Annotated in this window: 19 protein-coding genes; 3 read left to right on the top strand and 16 right to left on the bottom strand. The window is 59.6% G+C overall.

Annotated elements, in window-relative coordinates:
* Nucleotides 1-278: 278 nt before the first annotated feature.
* The 3 genes from AC1DNW_RS32655 to AC1DNW_RS32645 all read right to left on the bottom strand — a co-directional run bounded on the left by AC1DNW_RS32655 (nt 279) and on the right by AC1DNW_RS32645 (nt 4,566).
* Nucleotides 279-2,138 (bottom strand): TPR end-of-group domain-containing protein, encoded by a 1,860-nt coding sequence (locus AC1DNW_RS32655; RefSeq protein WP_477855490.1) that lies wholly within the window; start codon nt 2,136-2,138, stop codon nt 279-281.
* A gap of 327 nt (nt 2,139-2,465) precedes the next feature.
* Nucleotides 2,466-3,377 carry a flagellin N-terminal helical domain-containing protein gene (locus tag AC1DNW_RS32650; protein WP_477855468.1) on the bottom strand — a complete coding sequence of 304 codons (912 nt, stop codon included), beginning with the start codon at nt 3,375-3,377 and terminating at the stop codon, nt 2,466-2,468.
* Nucleotides 3,378-3,657: 280 nt separating this feature from the next.
* A complete protein-coding gene (locus tag AC1DNW_RS32645) occupies nt 3,658-4,566 on the bottom strand; it encodes a flagellin N-terminal helical domain-containing protein (RefSeq protein WP_115035696.1) in 909 nt (302 codons plus the stop codon).
* Between the two features lie 402 nt (nt 4,567-4,968).
* Between AC1DNW_RS32645 and AC1DNW_RS32640 the strand changes: the two genes are divergently transcribed.
* A complete protein-coding gene (locus AC1DNW_RS32640) occupies nt 4,969-6,891 on the top strand; it encodes an O-linked N-acetylglucosamine transferase, SPINDLY family protein (protein WP_477855467.1) in 1,923 nt (640 codons plus the stop codon).
* Nucleotides 6,892-7,013: 122 nt separating this feature from the next.
* Here AC1DNW_RS32640 and fliP read toward each other — a convergent pair whose 3' ends face one another.
* The 13 genes from fliP to flgF all read right to left on the bottom strand — a co-directional run bounded on the left by fliP (nt 7,014) and on the right by flgF (nt 16,061).
* Nucleotides 7,014-7,751 carry a flagellar type III secretion system pore protein FliP gene (gene fliP, locus AC1DNW_RS32635; protein ID WP_113298571.1) on the bottom strand — a complete coding sequence of 246 codons (738 nt, stop codon included), beginning with the start codon at nt 7,749-7,751 and terminating at the stop codon, nt 7,014-7,016.
* Nucleotides 7,748-8,254 (bottom strand): flagellar basal body-associated FliL family protein, encoded by a 507-nt coding sequence (locus AC1DNW_RS32630; protein WP_113298570.1) that lies wholly within the window; start codon nt 8,252-8,254, stop codon nt 7,748-7,750. The genes fliP and AC1DNW_RS32630 overlap by 4 nt, the downstream gene beginning before the upstream one ends.
* Nucleotides 8,255-8,266: 12 nt before the next feature.
* On the bottom strand, nt 8,267-8,980 hold the full coding sequence (flgH, locus tag AC1DNW_RS32625) for a flagellar basal body L-ring protein FlgH (RefSeq protein WP_477855466.1): 714 nt from the start codon (nt 8,978-8,980) through the stop codon (nt 8,267-8,269).
* Nucleotides 8,977-9,516, bottom strand: a complete 540-nt coding sequence (locus AC1DNW_RS32620) for a MotE family protein (RefSeq protein WP_113306930.1) — start codon at nt 9,514-9,516, stop codon at nt 8,977-8,979. The genes flgH and AC1DNW_RS32620 overlap by 4 nt, the downstream gene beginning before the upstream one ends.
* A complete protein-coding gene (locus AC1DNW_RS32615) occupies nt 9,513-10,634 on the bottom strand; it encodes a flagellar basal body P-ring protein FlgI (protein WP_113298567.1) in 1,122 nt (373 codons plus the stop codon). The genes AC1DNW_RS32620 and AC1DNW_RS32615 overlap by 4 nt, the downstream gene beginning before the upstream one ends.
* Complete coding sequence (flgA, locus tag AC1DNW_RS32610; protein WP_113298566.1) at nt 10,631-11,113, bottom strand: flagellar basal body P-ring formation chaperone FlgA; 483 nt, start codon at nt 11,111-11,113, stop codon at nt 10,631-10,633. The genes AC1DNW_RS32615 and flgA overlap by 4 nt, the downstream gene beginning before the upstream one ends.
* Before the next feature lie 16 nt (nt 11,114-11,129).
* Nucleotides 11,130-11,918, bottom strand: a complete 789-nt coding sequence (gene flgG / locus AC1DNW_RS32605) for a flagellar basal-body rod protein FlgG (protein WP_477855465.1) — start codon at nt 11,916-11,918, stop codon at nt 11,130-11,132.
* Between the two features lie 19 nt (nt 11,919-11,937).
* Nucleotides 11,938-12,279 (bottom strand): flagellar hook-basal body complex protein FliE, encoded by a 342-nt coding sequence (fliE, locus tag AC1DNW_RS32600; protein ID WP_113306931.1) that lies wholly within the window; start codon nt 12,277-12,279, stop codon nt 11,938-11,940.
* Entirely contained in the window at nt 12,279-12,698 is a 420-nt protein-coding gene (flgC, locus tag AC1DNW_RS32595; RefSeq protein ID WP_113012948.1) for a flagellar basal body rod protein FlgC, read from the bottom strand. The genes fliE and flgC overlap by 1 nt, the downstream gene beginning before the upstream one ends.
* A 4-nt stretch (nt 12,699-12,702) precedes the next feature.
* Nucleotides 12,703-13,095, bottom strand: coding sequence for a flagellar basal body rod protein FlgB (gene flgB / locus AC1DNW_RS32590; protein ID WP_113298563.1), 393 nt, complete (start codon nt 13,093-13,095; stop codon nt 12,703-12,705).
* Nucleotides 13,096-13,365: 270 nt separating this feature from the next.
* The gene (locus AC1DNW_RS32585) at nt 13,366-13,908 is read right to left on the bottom strand and encodes a flagellar protein (RefSeq protein WP_113306932.1); all 543 of its coding nucleotides are present in this window, start codon (nt 13,906-13,908) and stop codon (nt 13,366-13,368) included.
* Between the two features lie 2 nt (nt 13,909-13,910).
* Entirely contained in the window at nt 13,911-15,311 is a 1,401-nt protein-coding gene (gene fliI, locus AC1DNW_RS32580; protein WP_477855464.1) for a flagellar protein export ATPase FliI, read from the bottom strand.
* Nucleotides 15,312-15,326: 15 nt separating this feature from the next.
* A complete protein-coding gene (flgF, locus tag AC1DNW_RS32575) occupies nt 15,327-16,061 on the bottom strand; it encodes a flagellar basal-body rod protein FlgF (protein WP_477855463.1) in 735 nt (244 codons plus the stop codon).
* Between the two features lie 249 nt (nt 16,062-16,310).
* Here flgF and motA point away from each other — a divergent pair, with 249 nt between their 5' ends.
* Both motA and AC1DNW_RS32565 read left to right on the top strand, forming a co-directional pair.
* Entirely contained in the window at nt 16,311-17,183 is an 873-nt protein-coding gene (gene motA, locus AC1DNW_RS32570) for a flagellar motor stator protein MotA (RefSeq protein ID WP_113298621.1), read from the top strand.
* Entirely contained in the window at nt 17,184-18,131 is a 948-nt protein-coding gene (locus tag AC1DNW_RS32565) for a flagellar motor switch protein FliM (RefSeq protein WP_113306933.1), read from the top strand.
* Nucleotides 18,132-18,152: the final 21 nt, after the last annotated feature.

The raw sequence follows: 18,152 nt of genomic DNA, 5'->3' as shown, positions 1-18,152 counted from the left end.
CAGAGTGGCAGAGACAGCAAACTGGACCTTGGTGTAGGCGGCGATGGCGAAGAATGCGGTTTGCCCGTTATCCCAGGAGGCTGCCAATCAACCGGGAGCACAGGTTCGGTCCGCGCAGAGCTTTTGCTCCCGTCAATAGAATTGGCGAGCTTGTTCTTTCCTGTCGGGCTGCCGCGCAAGGCGACGCGGCGGCATCGTCGAGGCCGCTCTGGACACGACCGCGCCGTAAGAGAGCAGGTGGCCAGGAGGCCGGAAGAGGTTCTTCCTCTATCGGACCCCTATGCTTCCATCCGCTCCCGCCCTTTGATTGCGTCGGTTACGAGCGTCTCGAAGCGCGGATGCCGACGCAGGTTGTCCAAGTCGGAATCATGGGTGAACCACTTGATGTGGTAGACCGAGCTGCGGGGTAGCAAACCTTCCAGAATATCGATTGCGCGCTCCACATGGCCCAGTACGGAATGGACGCAGGCGAGGTTATACTGGGCGACGATATCATCGGGATCGATGGCAATTGCCCGTGCGGCCCAATCGCAGGCGCGCCCGGCGTCGCCGAGATGGGCAAGGGCAAGGGCGCCGCGATGGGCGGGACCGGAGTTTTCCGGGTTCTGATTGAGCGCTCGCTCGGCTCTCGCAATGCCTATGCGCGCCCAGCTGTCCTTGTCCACCGTCCGTCCGAGAGAATGGTAGGAGGACATCAGATGGATCGGCGATACGTAATCGTCGGGGCGGATTTCGGCGGCGCGGGTAAAATAATGCACCGCCTCGGCGAAATCCCCATGCATGAAGAAAATGCGGGCATAGTGGAAATTTGCTTCATAGAGATTGGGATCAAGCGCAAGTGCGCGTTCGAAGGATGCCGTGGCCTCGCCGTCCTCGCCGTTCTGGTGGAGCGCCAGGCCGCGGGAGGCATGGGCCTCGGCAAGGTCGGGATCGAGCTCCAGGGCTTTGGCGCTCATTGCGAGAATGCGCTCCAGGGGCACGTCGTCCGGCGCCCAGTCGCGGATTGCCGCATCGCAATCGGCAATGCCGGCATAGGCGCGGCCATAATCCGGATCGAGCTCGACGGCCTTGTAGAACATGMGCCGGGCAAGTTGCAGATAGGACTTGGTCCAGGTGTGAGAGAGCTGCCGGCCTCTCAGGTAATAGGTATAGGCCTCGACATTGGCGGTTGGCTCGGCGGCGATCGCCTTGCGCTCTTCCGGCAGGAGCCGCACCTTCAGCTGGCCGACGATMGCGTTGGTGATTTCGTCCTGGATGGCGAAGATATCGGTGAGGTCGCGGTCATAGCGTTCGGCCCAGAGATGATCGCCGTTTGTCGTGTCGATCAGCTGGCCGGAAATGCGCACACGCTTGCCGGCAATGCGGACGCTGCCTTCCAGCATATAACGCACGCCGAGCTCCTGGGCGAGCTGCTTCACTCTCACCGACGTGCCCTTATAGGTGAAGACGGTGTTGCGCGGCACCACATGCAAGCTGGAGATCTTGGAAAGATCGGTGATGATGTCCTCCGTGATGCCGTCGGAGAAATAATCCTGATCGGCATCGCCGCTCATGTTGGTAAACGGCAGGACAGCGATGAAGCAGGTGTTGCGGTTCTGTGCGACGAAGCGGGTGGAACTCGGCTTCTCGAAGGTAACCGTGTAGACCTGAACCGGCTGGCGGATATTCTTGAACACGTGTTCACCTAAAAACTCGAAACCGAGATTGAGGCGTGAACCGACCTGATCGCGCACGATCGACGAGACGGCGATGCCGCCGACCGGGGCGACGCCTTCCAGGCGCGCGGCAAGGTTGACACCATTGCCGAAAATGTCGTCATTTTCGACCACGACATCGCCGAGGTTGATGCCGATGCGGAATTCGACCCGCTCCTCCTTTGGCACATTTTCATTGCGTACGGCCATGCTGCGCTGGATTTCTGCGGCGCAGGCCACGGCATTCACGACGCTCTGAAACTCGGCCAGGATGCCGTCGCCCGTCAGCTTGACGATGCGGCCYTTGTAATCGGATATGCGGATGTCGACCAGTTCGCAGCGATGGCGGTTCAACGCCTGCAGCGTGCCGGCCTCGTCGATGCCCATGAGCCGGCTGTAACCGACCACATCGGCAGCAAGGATGGCACTCAATCGCCGCTCCATGATCCTCTCCATGGATTGTCTCATGTCAGTGTCTCGCTTTTCCAGATTTGGACCGCGCTAAGGCTCCCCCTGCAGCCAATATCTTTCGATTCGGCGTGCTGCCACGGCGGCGCAGAGCCTATATCGTTACGGCGCAGCATCAATACTCCGAACGGGCGAAGATTGCGCCAAACGATAGCCCTTTCGGATGTGAAAAATCCCGGACGTGGTGAGGCGCGCAATTTTGAGGCAGTGCGTCGATTTGGAAAAAAGCCGCGCTCCATGGAAGCGCGGCTTGATTTCGATAGAACCCGCCGGTTACCCGGCGGGCTATATTTCGCGATCCTATTAGCCGCGGAAGAGCGACAGGATGTTCTGCGAAGAGGAGTTGGCGATCGAGAGAGACTGGATCGCGAGCTGCTGCTGCGTCTGCAGGGCAGAGAGCTTGGAGGACTCTTCTTCCATGTTGGCGTCGACCAGGCGACCGACACCGGAGTCGATCGAGTCGCTGAGCGCGTTGACGAAGTCGTCCTGCATGGTGATGCGGGTGGWGATCGAACCGAGCTTTGCACCGGCAGAGGTCATCGCCTTCAGAGCGTTTTCGACGTTGGTCAGAGCAAGGCCGAGTTCAGCCTGACCGAAGGACGTGATGTCGAGCGAGTAGACCGAGCCGATCGTACCGCTGGTCGTGCCGAGGATGCCCGAGGTGGTTTGGAGCGCACCGGTCGTGGTCATGCCGAACAGAACGTTGCCGTTCGATGCGGTGGACAGGGCATAGTCGGTCATCTTGACGGAAACGCCGTTCGAACCATCGCGAACGAAGGAGGAAACGACGCTCTTSGTGCCGKTGRCACCGGCAACCCAGTTTTCACCGGAGAAGGAAGCCGACTGAGCGATGCTCACCAGCTGGTCCTGMAGCTGGTCGATTTCTTCCTGGACCTTCTTCTTGTCGACGCCGTTTTCAGTTGCGGCAACGATCTTCGCCTTGATTTCGCCGACGACGTCGATGGCGCTGTCCATGGCGGTGTAGGCAGTGTCAACCTTTGCRGCACCGAGGCCGAGCGCGTCGGAAACGGCCGAGAGGGCCTTGTTGTCCGAACGCATGGTCGTTGCGATCGACCAGTAGGCAGCGTTGTCGGAAGCCTTGCCGATGCGGAAACCGGAGGAAACGTGATCCTGGGTCTTGTTGAGGCCCTGGTTGATGCCACGCAGCGTCTGGAGAGCTGCCATTGCAGCGTTATTGGTGTTGATGCTCGTCATAGTTTGCTTGCCCCTTTTGGCAGATGTTAGGAAGGGACATTCCGGATTTGGGCCGGCCCACAGCGATCAGCATCATGCCTGTTAACCATTCTCGTTAAGGTTAACTCGCCGTTTCGATGGGCCTAGAAAACAGCAAGATGGTTAAGGAAAGCTAAATTCCAAAATGAAATTTCATAAAAAAATCTGAGACTTAGAAGCGTTTCCGTTAACCTTATATTAAAATATTCGAGGCCGGGAGTTACCCGGCCTCGAGACTTTTCGCGATGTGGCTGAACCGCTCTTAGCGGAAGAGCGACAGGATGTTCTGCGAAGAGGAGTTGGCAATCGAGAGAGACTGGATCGCGAGCTGCTGCTGCGTCTGCAGGGCAGAGAGCTTGGAGGACTCTTCTTCCATGTTGGCGTCGACCAGGCGGCCGATACCGGAGTCGAGCGAGTCACCCAGAGCGCTGACGAAGTCGTCCTGCATGGTGATGCGGGTCGAGATCGAACCGAGCTTTGCACCGGCAGAGGTCATCGCCTTCAGAGCGTTTTCGACGTTGGTCAGAGCAAGGCCGAGTTCGGCCTGACCGAAGGACGTGATGTCGAGCGAGTAGACCGAGCCGATCGTACCGCTGGTCGTGCCGAGGATGCCCGAGGTGGTTTCGATCGCACCGGTCGTGGTCATGCCGAACAGAACGTTGCCGTTCGATGCGGTGGACAGGGCRTAGTCGGTCATCTTGACGGAAACGCCGTTCGAACCATCGCGAACGAAGGAGGAAACGACGCTCTTGGTGCTGGTGGCACCGGCAACCCAGTTTTCACCGGAGAAGGAAGCCGACTGAGCRATGCTTACCAGCTGGTCCTGCAGCTGGTCGATTTCTTCCTGGACCTTCTTCTTGTCGACGCCGTTTTCGGTCGCGGCAACAAGCTTGGCCTTGATTTCGCCGACGACGTCGATGGCGCTGTCCATGGCGGTGTAGGCGGTGTCAACCTTTGCAGCACCGAGGCCGAGAGCGTCGGAAACGGCACCGAGAGCCTTGTTGTCCGAACGCATGGTCGTTGCGATCGACCAGTAGGCAGCGTTGTCGGAAGCCTTGCCGACGCGGTAACCCGTGGAAACGTGGTTCTGCGTGCTGTTGAGGCCCTGGTTGACGTTACGCAGCGTCTGGAGAGCTGCCTGGGCGGAATTGTTCGTGTTAATGCTCGTCATAAGTGTGTCCCCTAGAAAACTAGATACAAAAAAGGAGGACATACCGGACTATAAATACCGGCGATGACGGACCAGCTTCATGCCACTCGGTGCCTTTGTTTCTTGGCCCAAACCCGTCATGTCCAGGGCAATCTCGCAGCCAATACTTGCCAACTTCTTAAAAGCGGAGCTCCCGGCCAAGCCGCTTCAATTGCATGGTTAATGTTGGTTGAATCAATCTTCGAAATCGTAGCTTTCGCGGAAAGCGGGCATTCGTCCGCACCGGTTTCAAGCAAGCTTCGAATGCCAATGTGGCAGAAGCCGGGATAGTATCGTCGGGCAACCTGCATTCTGCGGGAGGGCCTGATTGCGCGTCCCGTCGGTCACATTTCATGCCGGAACATTTCCTTACGGAGTTAGGTTTTGAACAGCAAAGTTTCGTTCTCGGCGGCATCCCGGGATTATCAGGCAGGCCGCTACACACAGTCCCTGGCGACGCTCAACCAGCTCATCGATACACAGAAGGACGCCAAGACCTACGCTCTCCTGGCCAAGAACCTGCTGCAACTGGGCTTCAAGACCGATGCTGCCAGATCCTACTGCCTGGCGGCCGATTGCGCCGGACAGGGTTCGCTCGAATATCTGAAGACTGCCGCGAAGATCCACCTTGAGGCCGGCAACGAGGACGAAGCGCTTCTGATCGCCATGCGCAACCTTTCCAAGGCGCAGGAAGATCCGGAACTCGCCTTCACCATCGCCTCGGTTTATCTTGGCAGGCAGCAGCGGGATCTGCTGCGCCCCTTCAAGAAGGTGCTGTCCGAGAGCCAGAATCCGGAGCATTCGCGCCTTGCCGCGCAGTTGCTCAACGACGACCTCATGGACGAGACGAACCAGACGCTCGCCCGCAATCTCTTCCGTCGCTATCCGAACAATCTTGCTTTCCGGTTCCTTTATCTCGTCTGCCTGCGCGAATTCAACGAGTTCAGCGAAATCAGCAAGCATCAGGCTTTCATCGACGCCGCCCTGGTCAAGAACGACATCGATGTGCTCAAGAAGGACAACCCGTTCTATCATCTGCACTGGTGCGGCAACGAAGATTATAACCGCCATGCCGCTATCGGCACGAAACCACTCGATCCCGCCCGCGTGGCTTACCGGCGCGGCCTGCCCCATACATGGTCGGACAAGATCCGCATCGGCTACATGTCCTCGGACTTCTGGGACAAGCACGCGACGATGAAGCTGCTGCAGCGCGTCCTTGAGCTTCACGATCGCAACCGCTTCGAAATCACGCTCTTCGACCACACGCTGCCGGAGCACAAGCTGAACAACAACACGACCGACCGCAGCCGTTGGGGCAAGGTCATAGACATCTACGGCCTATCGGACGAGGCGATCTTCAAAACCGTCCGTATGGAAAATATCGACATCATGGTCGATCTGAAGGGTCATACTTCCGGCAGCCGTGCCGTTTCCTTCAACCTGCCGCTGGCGCCGATCCAAGTCGCCTGGCTGGGCTTTCCCGGCAGCACGCTCAATGTCGACCTCGACTACGTCATCGGCGATCACTCGGTGCTGCCTGACGTCGCCAAGCCCTTCTACMACGAGAAATTCCTGCGCATGCCGGAGAGCTACCAGCCGAACGATCCGGCGAACCGGCCGCAACCGCAGCCGGTCACGCGCGAGCAGCTGGGCCTGCCGGAAGATGCCTTCATCTTCGCATCCTTCAACGGTAACCGTAAGATCACTGCTGAAGTCGTCGACAGCTGGTGCAGGATTCTCAAGCGCGCGCCGAACAGCGTGCTCTGGCTGATGGCGAATACCGCGCGCAACCAGGCAAATCTGCTGGACCGCTTCCAGGCCGGCGGCATCTCGCCCAAGCGGATCATCTTCTGCCCGCGCGCGCACTACGAACAGCATATCAGCCGTCAGCAGGCGGCCGACCTCGGCATCGATACCTTCCCCGTCAACGGACACACCACCACTTCGGAACAGCTCTGGGGCGGTCTTCCCGTTCTAACCGTGAAGGGCACCAACTTCGCATCACGCGTCAGCGAAAGCCTGCTGAGAGCGATCGATCTGCCGGAACTCGTTGCCGAGGACATCAAGGCCTATGAGGACCTCGCCGTCGAGCTTGCGCTCAACCCCGAGCGCGTCACCGCATACAAGGAGCATCTGCGGGAGAAGCGCTATATCGCGCCCCTCTTCGATGCCGAACGCTTCTGCCACCATCTCGAACATGCGTATGAGCTGATGACCGAGCGGGCCAAGCAGGGCCTCGGCCCCGACCATATCGACGTTCCGGCACTGCCGCCGCGCACCGAGCCCTTTGGTTCGAACAGCTGAGGCCGGCTTAGGCGCATCCAGCAACACAAAACCCGCCGGATCGCTCCGGCGGGTTTTGTGTTTGTGAGAGGACAGAAAATGCGAGACGGCAGGCTCGCCTTTGTCCGTCTCGCCTTTGCCCGTCAGCTGAAAGAGCGCACGAGACTGCCGACCAGAAGGTTCCAGCCGTCGATCAACACGAAGAAAAGGATCTTGAACGGCAGAGAGATCGATGTCGGCGGCAGCATCATCATGCCCATGGCCATGGTGATCGTCGCAACGATCAGGTCGATGACGAGGAAGGGCAGGACGATGAGGAAGCCGATTTCGAAACCGCGCCGGATCTCCGAGATCATGAAGGCGGGAAGCAGGATGCGGTAGTCGATCGGCTCGGTCGTCTGGATATTCTGGCCGCGCTCGCGGGCAAGGTCGGCAAAGAGCGCCAGATCCTTGTCGCGGGTATTGGCAGACATGAAGGTGCGGAACGGCTCGGCAATGCGCTGAACTGCCGTCGCCTCGTCGACCTGGTTGGCGAGCAGCGGCTGAACGCCGTCCTGCCAAGCCTTATCGAAGGTCGGCGACATGACGTAGAAGGTCATGAACAGCGAAAGCGAGAGAAGGATCATGTTCGATGGGGTCGAAGAGAGGCCCATGCCCGAACGCAGGATCGAAAAGGCAATGATGAAGCGCGGGAAGCTCGTCACCATGATGAGGATGCCCGGCGCGACCGAAAGCACGGTCAGGAGGCCGAATGTCCTGATGATCCAGGCGGCGGCGGAGCCGTCGACCGGAATGTTCAATAGATCAGTCGGCAGCTGCTGGGCCACTGCCAGTTCCGGCACCGCCATCATGGCGGCAAGGAAAACTACGAGTCGAATCATTCGATGACAAAGGTCCTGAACATGACCTTCGATACGCGCCCTTGAGAGCGAAGGTCAACACGTTCCTGGATGTCATCCTTGAGATATTGAAAGCCGCGCGGCCCTTCGATCTGCTGAAGGGAAATGGTCCTGACGTAAGCGAGGATATCCTGGTGAATATCCTCGGCGACCTTGACATCCGGCGGTCCGTTGAACATCAGCGCCACCTCGAGTCGGATCCAGTTTTCCGAGGGATAAGCGAGGTTCGATGTGACCGGGTCGAGCAGCACGATGTTATTGGCTTCGTTAGCGATTTTCGGAAGACCGCCCTCGGCCTTCTTCTTGGCCTCGGCCTCCTTGGCCTGCTCGGCCTCCGCGGCGCTGCGGATGTTCGGGGCCACCATGTTGCCGACCGCCCAGCCGCCGCCGGCGCCGACGAGCGTCAGCACGGCAAGGCCGATGATCGTCATCACCATGCCGCCCGACTTCTTTTTCTTGCCTTCGCCTGTTTCGTTGTCTGCCATCTTGGTTCAGCCTCAGAGTGGCGAGAAAAGATCGACAGCCTGCTGGCCGCGCGGCGGCTGCTGCACTTCCATCAGGCGGCCGCGGCCACCGTAGGAGATGCGGGCTTCGGCGATCTTGTCGTAGGAGATCTGGTTGTCGGCATTGACGTMCTGCGGACGCACGATACCGGCGACGTTGAGGATGCGCAGMTCCTGGTTCAGGCGAACTTCCTGCGAACCGCTGATGACCAGGTTGCCGTTTTCGAGAATGCCCGTGACAACAGCGGCAACCAGAAGGTTGAGCTTGTCGGTGCGCTCGATCTTGCCCTTGCCGTCGGTGCTCGTGTCGGAACCGTAGGTCAGGTCCGTCTTGGACTGTRGCGTCCAGCCGAAGACCTGGGCGTTGACATCCCAGTTCATGCCGCTCGAATTCTTGCGGCTGCGGTTGGTCTCGTTGTCGAAGGATCCCTTGTCGTTGATCTGGATATCAACCGTCAGAATGTCGCCGACGTTCAGGGCGCGCGCATCCTTGAAAAGCGCAGCCTGTGAATCGCTCCACAGCGAATAGCCCTGGGCGACAGCGCGCGGCTGCTTCGGATAGAGCGCCATCTGCGGTGTTTGGCCGTAGGCGAGACCGCTGCCGATCGGGCTCATGGCAGGCGCGCGGCCGATCTCGTTGACTGCCGTGGACTGGCAGCCCGCAAGGAGGGCAACGGCGGCGACCACAGCCGGTAAACGCTTATTCATGAAGGATCCTTCGAGGTATTGGGATCAGACGCACTTGCGATGATGCCGGCGATACTGGCAGCCTTGGTGGAGTCCATTTCATTCAGGATCAGGCTGGACTGGCGCGGCCCGAGCCGCATGATGACGGCGGCCGCCAGTTCGGGCCTGACGTCCTGCAACTGCAGGGCTGCCGCATCCGGCTTCATCTTCTTGTAGATATCCGTCAAGCCGGCCTCAGCCTGCTTGAGGAAATCATCACGCCGCTTCAGCCAGTCCTGATATTCAGCCTTGCGCTTGTCCATCTCGGCAATGCGACCGTCGATATCGGCGCGCAACTTCTCGAGCTCCTGCTTCTGCAGGAGATAGCGCTGATCGCGCGCGGGATCGGCAATATTCGTGCAGAACTGCTTGACCTCGTCCGTCGAGGTGATGTCGCCGAGCGGCGCCACTTCCTGGGCGAAGGCGCCGGGAATGGTAAGCAGCACCAAGCCTGCGGCCGGCAAAGCCAGCCGGCGCAACAATTCGACGATCGGGTTCTCGTTCTTGATCTTGATCATTGCAGCACAAGCTCCGCTTGCAGGGCGCCTGCAGATTTGATGCCCTGGAGAATGGCGATGATGCCATCCGGTTTGACGCCGATGTTGTTGAGACCGGCAACGAGGGTGCGAAGGTCAGGACCGTCGATGATCGCGACCCGCCCGCCCGTTTTCTGTGCCTGGATATCCGTCTGCGGCTGGACAGCGGTCTCACCGCGCGAGAAGGGCTCCGGCTGGATGATCTGTGGCGTTTCGGTGACCTGCACGGTCAATGTGCCGTAGCTGACGGCAACCGGCGAGACGCGAACATCCGAGCCGATGACGATCGTGCCGGTACGTTCGTTGATGACGACCTTGGCCGGCGTGTCGGTTTCGACCACGAGGTTTTCGATATCGGCCATAAGGCGTGTCAGATCGGCCTCGCGCGGCTTCTCGATGACGACTTCCTGCGAATCCTTGGCTTCCGCGACCGGACCGCCGAAGCGGGCCTTGGCGTAGCCGTTGACGATATCAGCAATGCGGATTGCGGTGGAGAAGTCCGGGTTGCGGAGCTGCAGGACGAGGTTGACCGAATCCTTGAAGCGGGACGGCAGCTCGCGCTCGATGATGGCGCCACCCGGCACACGGCCGGCCGTCGTCACACCCTCGGTCACGGTCGCGGCCTGTCCCTGAGCCTGAAAGCCGGTGACGATGGCGGCGCCCTGGGCGACGGCATAGATCTGGCCGTCGGCGCCTGACAGCGAGGTCATGACAAGCGTGCCGCCGCGCAGCGACGTCGCATCGCCGAGCGAGCTGACCGTCACGTCGATGCGGCTGCCGGGACTGGCGAAGGGCGGCAGGTTGGCGGTGACCATGACGGCGGCCGTATTCTTGGCGTTCGACTGGCCGCCCTGCGTGGAGATGCCGAGGTTCTGCAGCATCGCGCGCATGGACTGCTCGGTGAAGGGCGAAGCACGGAAACCATCGCCGGTTCCCTGCAGGCCGACAATAAGGCCATAGCCGATGAGCTGGTTGTCGCGGCCGGCCTGAAGCGAGGCAATGTCCTTGATGCGGGACGTCAGCGCCCATGCAGGCGCGACATCGGTCAGGCTCATCGCCAGAACCGCAACCAGGCTCAGAATGCGAAAGAAGAACTTCATTTTGCCCTCACATGGACCGTACCGTCGGCGAGCACGGTGCCGCTGACGATGATGCCGGAATCCATATTGCGTGCACGGATCATCTGGCCGGTCGCACCATCTTCGAGAGGCGAGCCGGCAGCGGAAATGGTCATCTGGCCAAGCTGGAATACCAGGCGGATATTGGAACCGCGCGTGACCGTATAAGGCTCGCGCAGGGCGGAGACCGAAATCGTCCGGCCCGGCAGGAGCGTGCGCTTGGAAACAAGCCCTTCGACCTGGGAGACCGATTTTGCATAGTCTCCACTGAGATTAGGATTGGTGACCTCAACCTCCTGAAGCTGGCCGCTCGAAATCGTGTCGCCGGGATAGATGATCGTCGTCGGGACGACGGCATAACCCATGCCGGCATCCGCTGCTGCCGGCATGAACATGCCGGCGATTGCGATTGTGGCCGCAGCCACCCATCCCTGGACGTGTCCTGCCCGGCGAAACGTCATGTTCGGCCCTTCCCTCTTACTTCAGGTTCTTGCTGACGATGGATGCCATTTCATCAGCGGTCGTGATCACCTTGGAATTCATTTCATAAGCGCGCTGGGCCGATATCAGCTCGGTGATTTCCTTGACCGGATCGACGTTGGAGGATTCCAGGTAACCCTGCTTGAGATAGCCCATATTSTCTTCGTCGGGATTGCTGATGACAGCTTCGCCGGAGGCCGGCGTTTCCTGGAAGAGGTTGTCGCCGATCGGCTGCAAGCCGGCTTCGTTGACGAAGTCGGCGAGCGTAAGCTGGCCGAGAGTGGTCGGAGTCGTCTGACCGGGCAGCTTGGCGGTGATTTCGCCGGAGCGGCTGATCGTCAGCTCGGTGGAGCCCTGCGGAATAGTGACGCCGGGGATGACTTCATAGCCGTCGATGTTGACGAGCTGGCCCTGGTCGTTCTTGTTGAGCGCACCGGCGCGGCTATAAAGCGTCGTGCCATCCGTCGACTGGATTTGGAAGAAGCCCTTGCCGACAATTGCGACGTCGAGGTCGTTGCCGGTCTGGGTCAATTCGCCCTGCAGATGCAGGTTGCGCACCGCCGAGGTCTGGACGCCGAGACCGATATTGGCGCCTTCGGGAACGACAGCCTGGTTGGCGCGGTTGGCGACACCCTTGGCACGTTCAGTCTGGTAGAGAAGATCGGTGAACTCGGCGCGGGCGCGCTTGAAACCGGTCGTATTGATGTTCGCGATGTTGTTCGCGATGACTTCCAGGTTGGTCTGCTGGGCATCCATGCCCGTTGCTGCGATGGCGAGCGCTCTCATGTGTTCGTCCTCAAATCAGTTACATCTGCATCTTGGTGACTTCGAGGAAGGCCGAGACGACCTTGTCGCGAATGGCAATTGCAGTCTGGAGGGTCTGCTCCGCCTGCAGCATGGAATCGACGACTTCGCGCGTGGAAGCCGTGCCTTTGATGCCGGCAAAGGACATGTTTTCCGCGCCCTTCAGGCTGCTGACGGCTTCGGTCGCCATGTTGCCCATGACGGAGGCGAAGCTCACGCCGCCGGATGCACCGGCCGCAGCAGATGAGGTTGCGGTCGAAGAGGAGGCGGAGTTTTCGGTATCGACGGCGCCCAGGGCGCGGCTCATCGAAAGATTGCTTACATTCTGTACGCTGCTGATCATTATTGTCCGCTCTTCAGGAGATCGATCGTCGATGAAATGAGGTCGCGAGTCTGCTTGATCGTCTGCAGATTGGCGTCATACGAGCGGTTGGCTTCGCGCATGTCGGCCATCTCGATCAGGATGTTGACGTTTGGCATCTTGACGATGCCCTTCTCGTCCGCAGCCGGATTGCTCGGGTCGTATTCCTTGGTGAAATCGCCTTCGTCGGTACCGATCTTCTTGACGTTGACGGTCTCGACGCCGCTGGTGCGGTCAAGCTGCTGGCCGAAGGTGATCGTCTTGCGGCGATAGGGGTCGGCGCCTGGCGTATCGCCGGTCGAACGGGCGTTGGCGATGTTTTCCGAGACGATACGCAGACGTGTCGACTGCGATTCGAGCCCGGAGCCTGCGATTTTCATTGCTGCTGAGAGCGGATCCATGAGCCTATTTCCTTAGCGTCATCAACATCATTCGATGAAAGGAACTGACCAGCGAGGTGTTCAGGTCGTACTGACGCTTGATCTCGCCGGACTTGGAGAGTTCTTCGGCCACACCGACGGTGTTGCCGGATTCCTGAACGCCGATTTCCTGGTCGAGCGCGGCATCCTTCACGTCGATGTCGCTGCCGGTGCTGAAATTGTTGCCACTCAGATGCATCGGATTGGTACGTGCCATGGTCACGTCCGACTGATCGAGCACCGCCTGAAAAGGCGTTACGTCCTTCGCACGGAACTTCGGCGTGTTTGCATTCGCGATGTTGCCGGCAACAACCTCCTGACGAATCGTCAGCCATTCCGCCTGCTTTGAAGCCAAGTCGAAAAGTTGAATCGGTTGCATGAGAACTCTCCGTTTTTACTACGCCGAACCTAGGGCGGTAATCTTGCGTGGGACTTACGGTAAATGCAGGCTTTACAAGCCATTCTTCGAGATTACTTGCAGACACCGGCCAACCGCCGCCCGGCCGTTCTCCGACAGGACCTCGCAGCGATTCGTCTTTTTGCCTGAACTGAAGCGCGTCGCGATCCCCGGGATCGTCTGCCGCGCCTCAGGCTTTGTTTTCGCATGCTGGTATCGCAAAAACCGCCGCACACTTTTGCGCGGCATGCTTCAGTTGTTCTGGTAGATTTCACCCTTGGAGGTGACGATCACCCATTTGCCATCGCGCTGTTCCAATGTGGCAAGGCGGCTTTCGTCAGGCAGGATCGAGCCGACGCGCACGACATACATTCCCGAGGGATCTTCAATGAGCGCTCGGCCGTTGGCCACGTGCAGCAAACGGAAAGAGCCTTTGCCGGGGAAAGGCTGATCTTCCATCGAGGCGTCGCCGTCGCGCTCCTTGCCGAGTTCGGAAACGGTTGCCGTCGTCATATTGTCGATCGGTGGGACTTTCTTACCTTCATCCTTCTTATTGACCATGGCGAGCGGTGAAACGCTGAAGACGTTGCGTGCCGGCCAGTCCGGCAATTCACGCGAGGCATTGCTATCGGCGACGCTGACGCCAAACTTGTCCTCGTTGAAGAAGACGTACCAGGGGAAGAAGGCGGAAGCGCCGGCAAGTGCCAGACCCAAGAAGGTCAGCGCGCGATCGAGCAGCACTGCCTTGTTACGCTCTTTCAGCGCCGCGATCCGTTCGTCTTCGAAATCGGCCATGATCAGGCCCTCCTTTGAATAGGCGCACTCGGAGTCGGTACGCCGGCGGCGGCCTTGAGAGCACCGGCAAGATCGGCGAAGGCATCGAGCGATTCGCGGTCTCCCGGAGACTGTTTCAGGACGTCATAGATGATCGGCACCTGCTTGACCGCCATGTCGAGATCGGGATCGGCGCCCGGACGGTAGCCGCCGATAAGGCGCAGGTCGCGCGTTTCCTCGAAGCGGTGGATCAGTACCTTGAGGCGGGAAACCAGCTTCTCCTGATCCGGAGTCCAGGCCTTGCGGGCAAGACGCGAGATGGATGCGAGCGGATCGATCGGCGGATAGCGCCCCTCCTCCGCCAGGCTTCGCTGGAGAACGATATGACCGTCCAGAATACCGCGCGTGGAGTCGGCGATCGGGTCGTTATGATTGTCGCCATCGACGAGGATGGAGATGATCGCGGTGATGGTGCCGGCGCCTTCCTGACCGGGACCGGCGCGTTCCAGAAGACGCGGCAGCTCGGTGAAGACCGAAGCCGGATAGCCGCGGGCGATCGGCGGCTCGCCGGAAGCGGTCGCCACTTCGCGGATCGCGTGGGCAAAACGCGTAACACTATCGATGATGAAGAGAACGTTTTCGCCCTTGTCGCGAAAGTGCTCGGCGATCGTCACGGCTGTCAGCGGCGCCATCTTGCGCAGCATCGGGCTCTCATCGCTGGTGGCAACGACGGCGATCGCCTTCTTCATATCGCTGCCGAGCGTATCCTCGATGAATTCACGGACTTCGCGACCGCGTTCGCCGACCAGCGCGATTACCACCTTGTCGAAGGCGTCGGCGCGGGCCAGCATCGACAGCAGCGTCGACTTGCCGACGCCCGAGCCGGCGAAAATGCCGAGACGCTGACCGAGGCAGAGCGGCGAGAAGATATCGATCGCGCGCACGCCGGTCTTGAAGCCGTTTTCGACGCGCTGACGCGTCATCGAAGGCGGCGCGGTGTTCGAGATCGAACGGCGGTCCAGGCTTTCGGTGATCGGGCMGAGACCGTCGATCGGCTCGCAGAGGGAATTGATGGTGCGGCCGCACCAGCTATCTGACGGAGATATGCGGAAAGCACCCTTGCGAATGACGACGTCGTGGATGCCGATCGGCTCGCCCGGTTCGATAGGGCAGACATAGATCAGATCCGGCTCCACCTTGACCACTTCGCCGAGATGGATGCCCGTCGCGGATTTATGCGCCACGAACTCGCCGAGGCGTACATGCCGGGAAAGGCCGCGGACGGTATAATGGCCGGCGGCGATCGTGTGCACCCGACCGCCATGTGTCACCGAGAATTCCGGCGAGGCGTAGCGTTTTGCAAGCTCGCCGAGATGTGTGAGCTTCGGCGAGAGCGCGTCCTCAGTCAACAGGGTGGTGTTCATGCTTCACACCCTGCCTTAACGGCTGCCGCCCAGCGTCTGGACCGCTTCCTTGAAGGAGTCTTCGCTATCGCGCATCAGCGACGAGACGCTGTCGAACGCCCTGTTGACCTCGATGAGCTGCGTCATCTCGTGCATCGCATTGACGTTGGAATTTTCAAGATAGCCCTGCTCCACACCGACGTTGAAGCGGTCGACGACAGCGCGCGGCTGCTCGGTCGTCATGATGCCGCTGTTTTCGTAGCGCAGGTAACCCTTGTCGATATCTGCTTCGAAGAGGCCGAGTGAACCGACCTGCCGGTCATTCTGATAAATGATGCCATCCGTGCCGACCTTCGGTTCGCCGCCGCCAGTGTTGAGTACGATCGGCGCACCGCCTGCATCGAGAACCGGATAGCCGCGGGTGGAAACCAGCTCGCCGGTGTCACGGATCGTGAAGCGGCCGTCCCTCGTCAGAACGCGGCCGKCCGGCGTGTCGAGAGAGAACCAGGCATTKCCCTTGATGGCGAAGTCGAGCATGTTGCCGGTGTGCTGCATTTCGCCATGACTGGTGTCCAAGTAGTCGTTGCCCTGAGAGACGAAGGCTACCTTGGTGTTCGTCTTGTTCTCGTTGTTCGCCAACATTTCATCGAACTTTACCTCGGTGCCGCGAAAACCAGTCGTGTTCACGTTGGCCATGTTGTCGGCGATCGTCGTCAGGCGTTTTTCGAGGGCCATCTGCGACGACAGGGAAACGTAAAGACCGGATTGCATGTCGGTAAGCTCCACATTGGCGATAAACGGGACGAAACACCGGGCTCCTTTTAGTTCGGCCACGGGTTCCGCTGAGCGGCATCTCAGACATGGGCGCGCATAGGCCCACTCGTCACGTTCAATATGAAGGTAAATCCTTGCGCGAAACTGGTAGCGCAAATGAATGCGCAAAAGCCGCGTTCATCAGCCTCACGCAAGGCACAAACCCTATCCGTCGCAAAGAAAAGCAACGTTCAGATTGGGCTGACGATGAATATTATTATCGGATTTGTAGTTGTCTGCGGCTGTATCATCGGTAGCTTCATGGCGATGGGCGGCGAAATCGATGCTCTTTTTCAGCCCTTCGAATTCGTGATCATCGGCGGCGCCGGTCTCGGCAGCTTCATCATGGCCAACCCCATGAAGGTGGTGAAGGACTCCGGCAAGGCGCTCGGCGAGGCCTTCAAGCATTCCGTTCCCAAGGAACGCAACTACCTCGACACGCTTGGTGTCCTTTATTCGCTGATGCGCGACCTGCGTACGAAGTCGCGCAACGAAATCGAAGCGCATATCGACAACCCGGCCGAATCGACGATCTTCCAGCAGGCACCGACGGTTCTGAAGAACAAGGAACTGACGGCCTTCATCTGCGACTACGTGCGCCTGATCATCATCGGCAACGCCCGCTCTCACGAGATCGAGGCGCTGATGGACGAAGAAATCAACACCATCCTTCATGACAAGCTGAAGCCTTACCACGCAATCCAGACAATGGGCGACGCGTTCCCGGCCATCGGCATCGTCGCGGCGGTTCTCGGCGTCATCAAGGCCATGGCGCATATCAACGACTCGCCGGAAGTGCTCGGCCACCTCATCGGTTCGGCACTCGTCGGCACATTCCTCGGAATTCTGCTTTCCTACTGCGTCTGCTCCCCGATCGTTTCCCAGATCAAGATCGTCCGCTCAAAGCAGCACCGCCTCTACGTCGTCGTCAAGCAGACCCTGCTTGCCTACATGAACGGCTCGGTGCCGCAGGTCGCCCTCGAATACGGCCGCAAGACGATCTCGGCGTATGAACGCCCGTCGATCGACGCAGTGGAGCAGGAAATGATGAACCCAGGTGGCGAAAACAAGGCAGCTTAAATGACTATGAGCAATGCTTCGCATGACAACCAGACAATGGATCCTGTCCTTCTTGCCAAATTGACCGGCGGTCTTGGCGACAAGGGCAGGGTTGCCAAGCTCTGCAGTTCCTTCGGCGATATCTACAGCGAATTCCTTCCCGACATCCTGAAGAGCGAAACCGGCCTCGATGTGACAGTCGGCTATCTCGGCTGCGAGATAGGCTACAAGAATCATCTGATCGACGATCTCAGCACCAATATGACGCTCGTCGATGCGACGCTGCGCAACTGGTCCCAGAACATCACGATCGGCTGCGGCAACGGTTTCGTCATTACCTTGATGGAACATCTGCTTGGCGCTACCGCCGAAACGATCGAGGAGCCGGCCGACCGGCTTCTCTCCATTATCGAGCTCGACCTCGCCGTCATGGTGTTCGACAAGATTTCCAAGGTGCTGCGTTCGGCCGTCAACGCGCCGGGCGGCTTCGAGCCCAGCCTGTCGGCTCCCTTCGCTCTTGACGCACGCATCCGTCCGCCGGAAGACCGTTCGGATGAATTCGCGGCTGCGATCAACATGTCGATCACGCTTGCCGGCATCACGTCCGAATTCAGCCTGATCGTCCCCCAGGCGGCGCTGCTCAAGACCAAGGTTTCGGCCCCGAAGGCTAAGAAGCAGCCGAGCAAGTCGCCGGAGTGGACGGAGCAGATCGGCGACCAGGTTCGCCGGTCGCAGGTGACGCTCGAAGCGAAGATCCGCCTGCAGGATCTGACGCTGCGGACGATCTCCAAACTGATGGCCGGCGACGTCATTCCCTTCCGCGACAGCGGCGACGTGCGCGTCGAAGTCAGCGCCAACAGCCGAGAATTGTATGTGTGCGAGTTCGGGCGTTCAGGCGACAACTACATGGTGCGAGTGAAAGACACCATGAATTCGGATGATGAGTTGATCCGGCACTTAATGAATTAATCGGTTCTCTCGCTTTCAGCG

It is taken from the genome of Rhizobium sp. 05L429 (assembly GCF_056397645.1).
This window is presented reverse-complemented; position numbering and strand designations above follow the sequence as displayed.

Bases quoted from the DNA above. Each gene is read 5' to 3' on its own strand.
- fliP (WP_113298571.1), bottom strand. From the start codon at position 7,751: ATGATTCGACTCGTAGTTTTCCTTGCCGCCATGATGGCGGTGCCGGAA.
- AC1DNW_RS32630 (WP_113298570.1), bottom strand. From the start codon at position 8,254: ATGGCAGACAACGAAACAGGCGAAGGCAAGAAAAAGAAGTCGGGCGGC.
- AC1DNW_RS32620 (WP_113306930.1), bottom strand. From the start codon at position 9,516: ATGATCAAGATCAAGAACGAGAACCCGATCGTCGAATTGTTGCGCCGG.
- AC1DNW_RS32615 (WP_113298567.1), bottom strand. From the start codon at position 10,634: ATGAAGTTCTTCTTTCGCATTCTGAGCCTGGTTGCGGTTCTGGCGATG.
- flgA (WP_113298566.1), bottom strand. From the start codon at position 11,113: ATGACGTTTCGCCGGGCAGGACACGTCCAGGGATGGGTGGCTGCGGCC.
- fliE (WP_113306931.1), bottom strand. From the start codon at position 12,279: ATGATCAGCAGCGTACAGAATGTAAGCAATCTTTCGATGAGCCGCGCC.
- flgC (WP_113012948.1), bottom strand. From the start codon at position 12,698: ATGGATCCGCTCTCAGCAGCAATGAAAATCGCAGGCTCCGGGCTCGAA.
- flgB (WP_113298563.1), bottom strand. From the start codon at position 13,095: ATGCAACCGATTCAACTTTTCGACTTGGCTTCAAAGCAGGCGGAATGG.
- AC1DNW_RS32585 (WP_113306932.1), bottom strand. From the start codon at position 13,908: ATGGCCGATTTCGAAGACGAACGGATCGCGGCGCTGAAAGAGCGTAAC.
- motA (WP_113298621.1), top strand. From the start codon at position 16,311: ATGAATATTATTATCGGATTTGTAGTTGTCTGCGGCTGTATCATCGGT.
- AC1DNW_RS32565 (WP_113306933.1), top strand. From the start codon at position 17,184: ATGACTATGAGCAATGCTTCGCATGACAACCAGACAATGGATCCTGTC.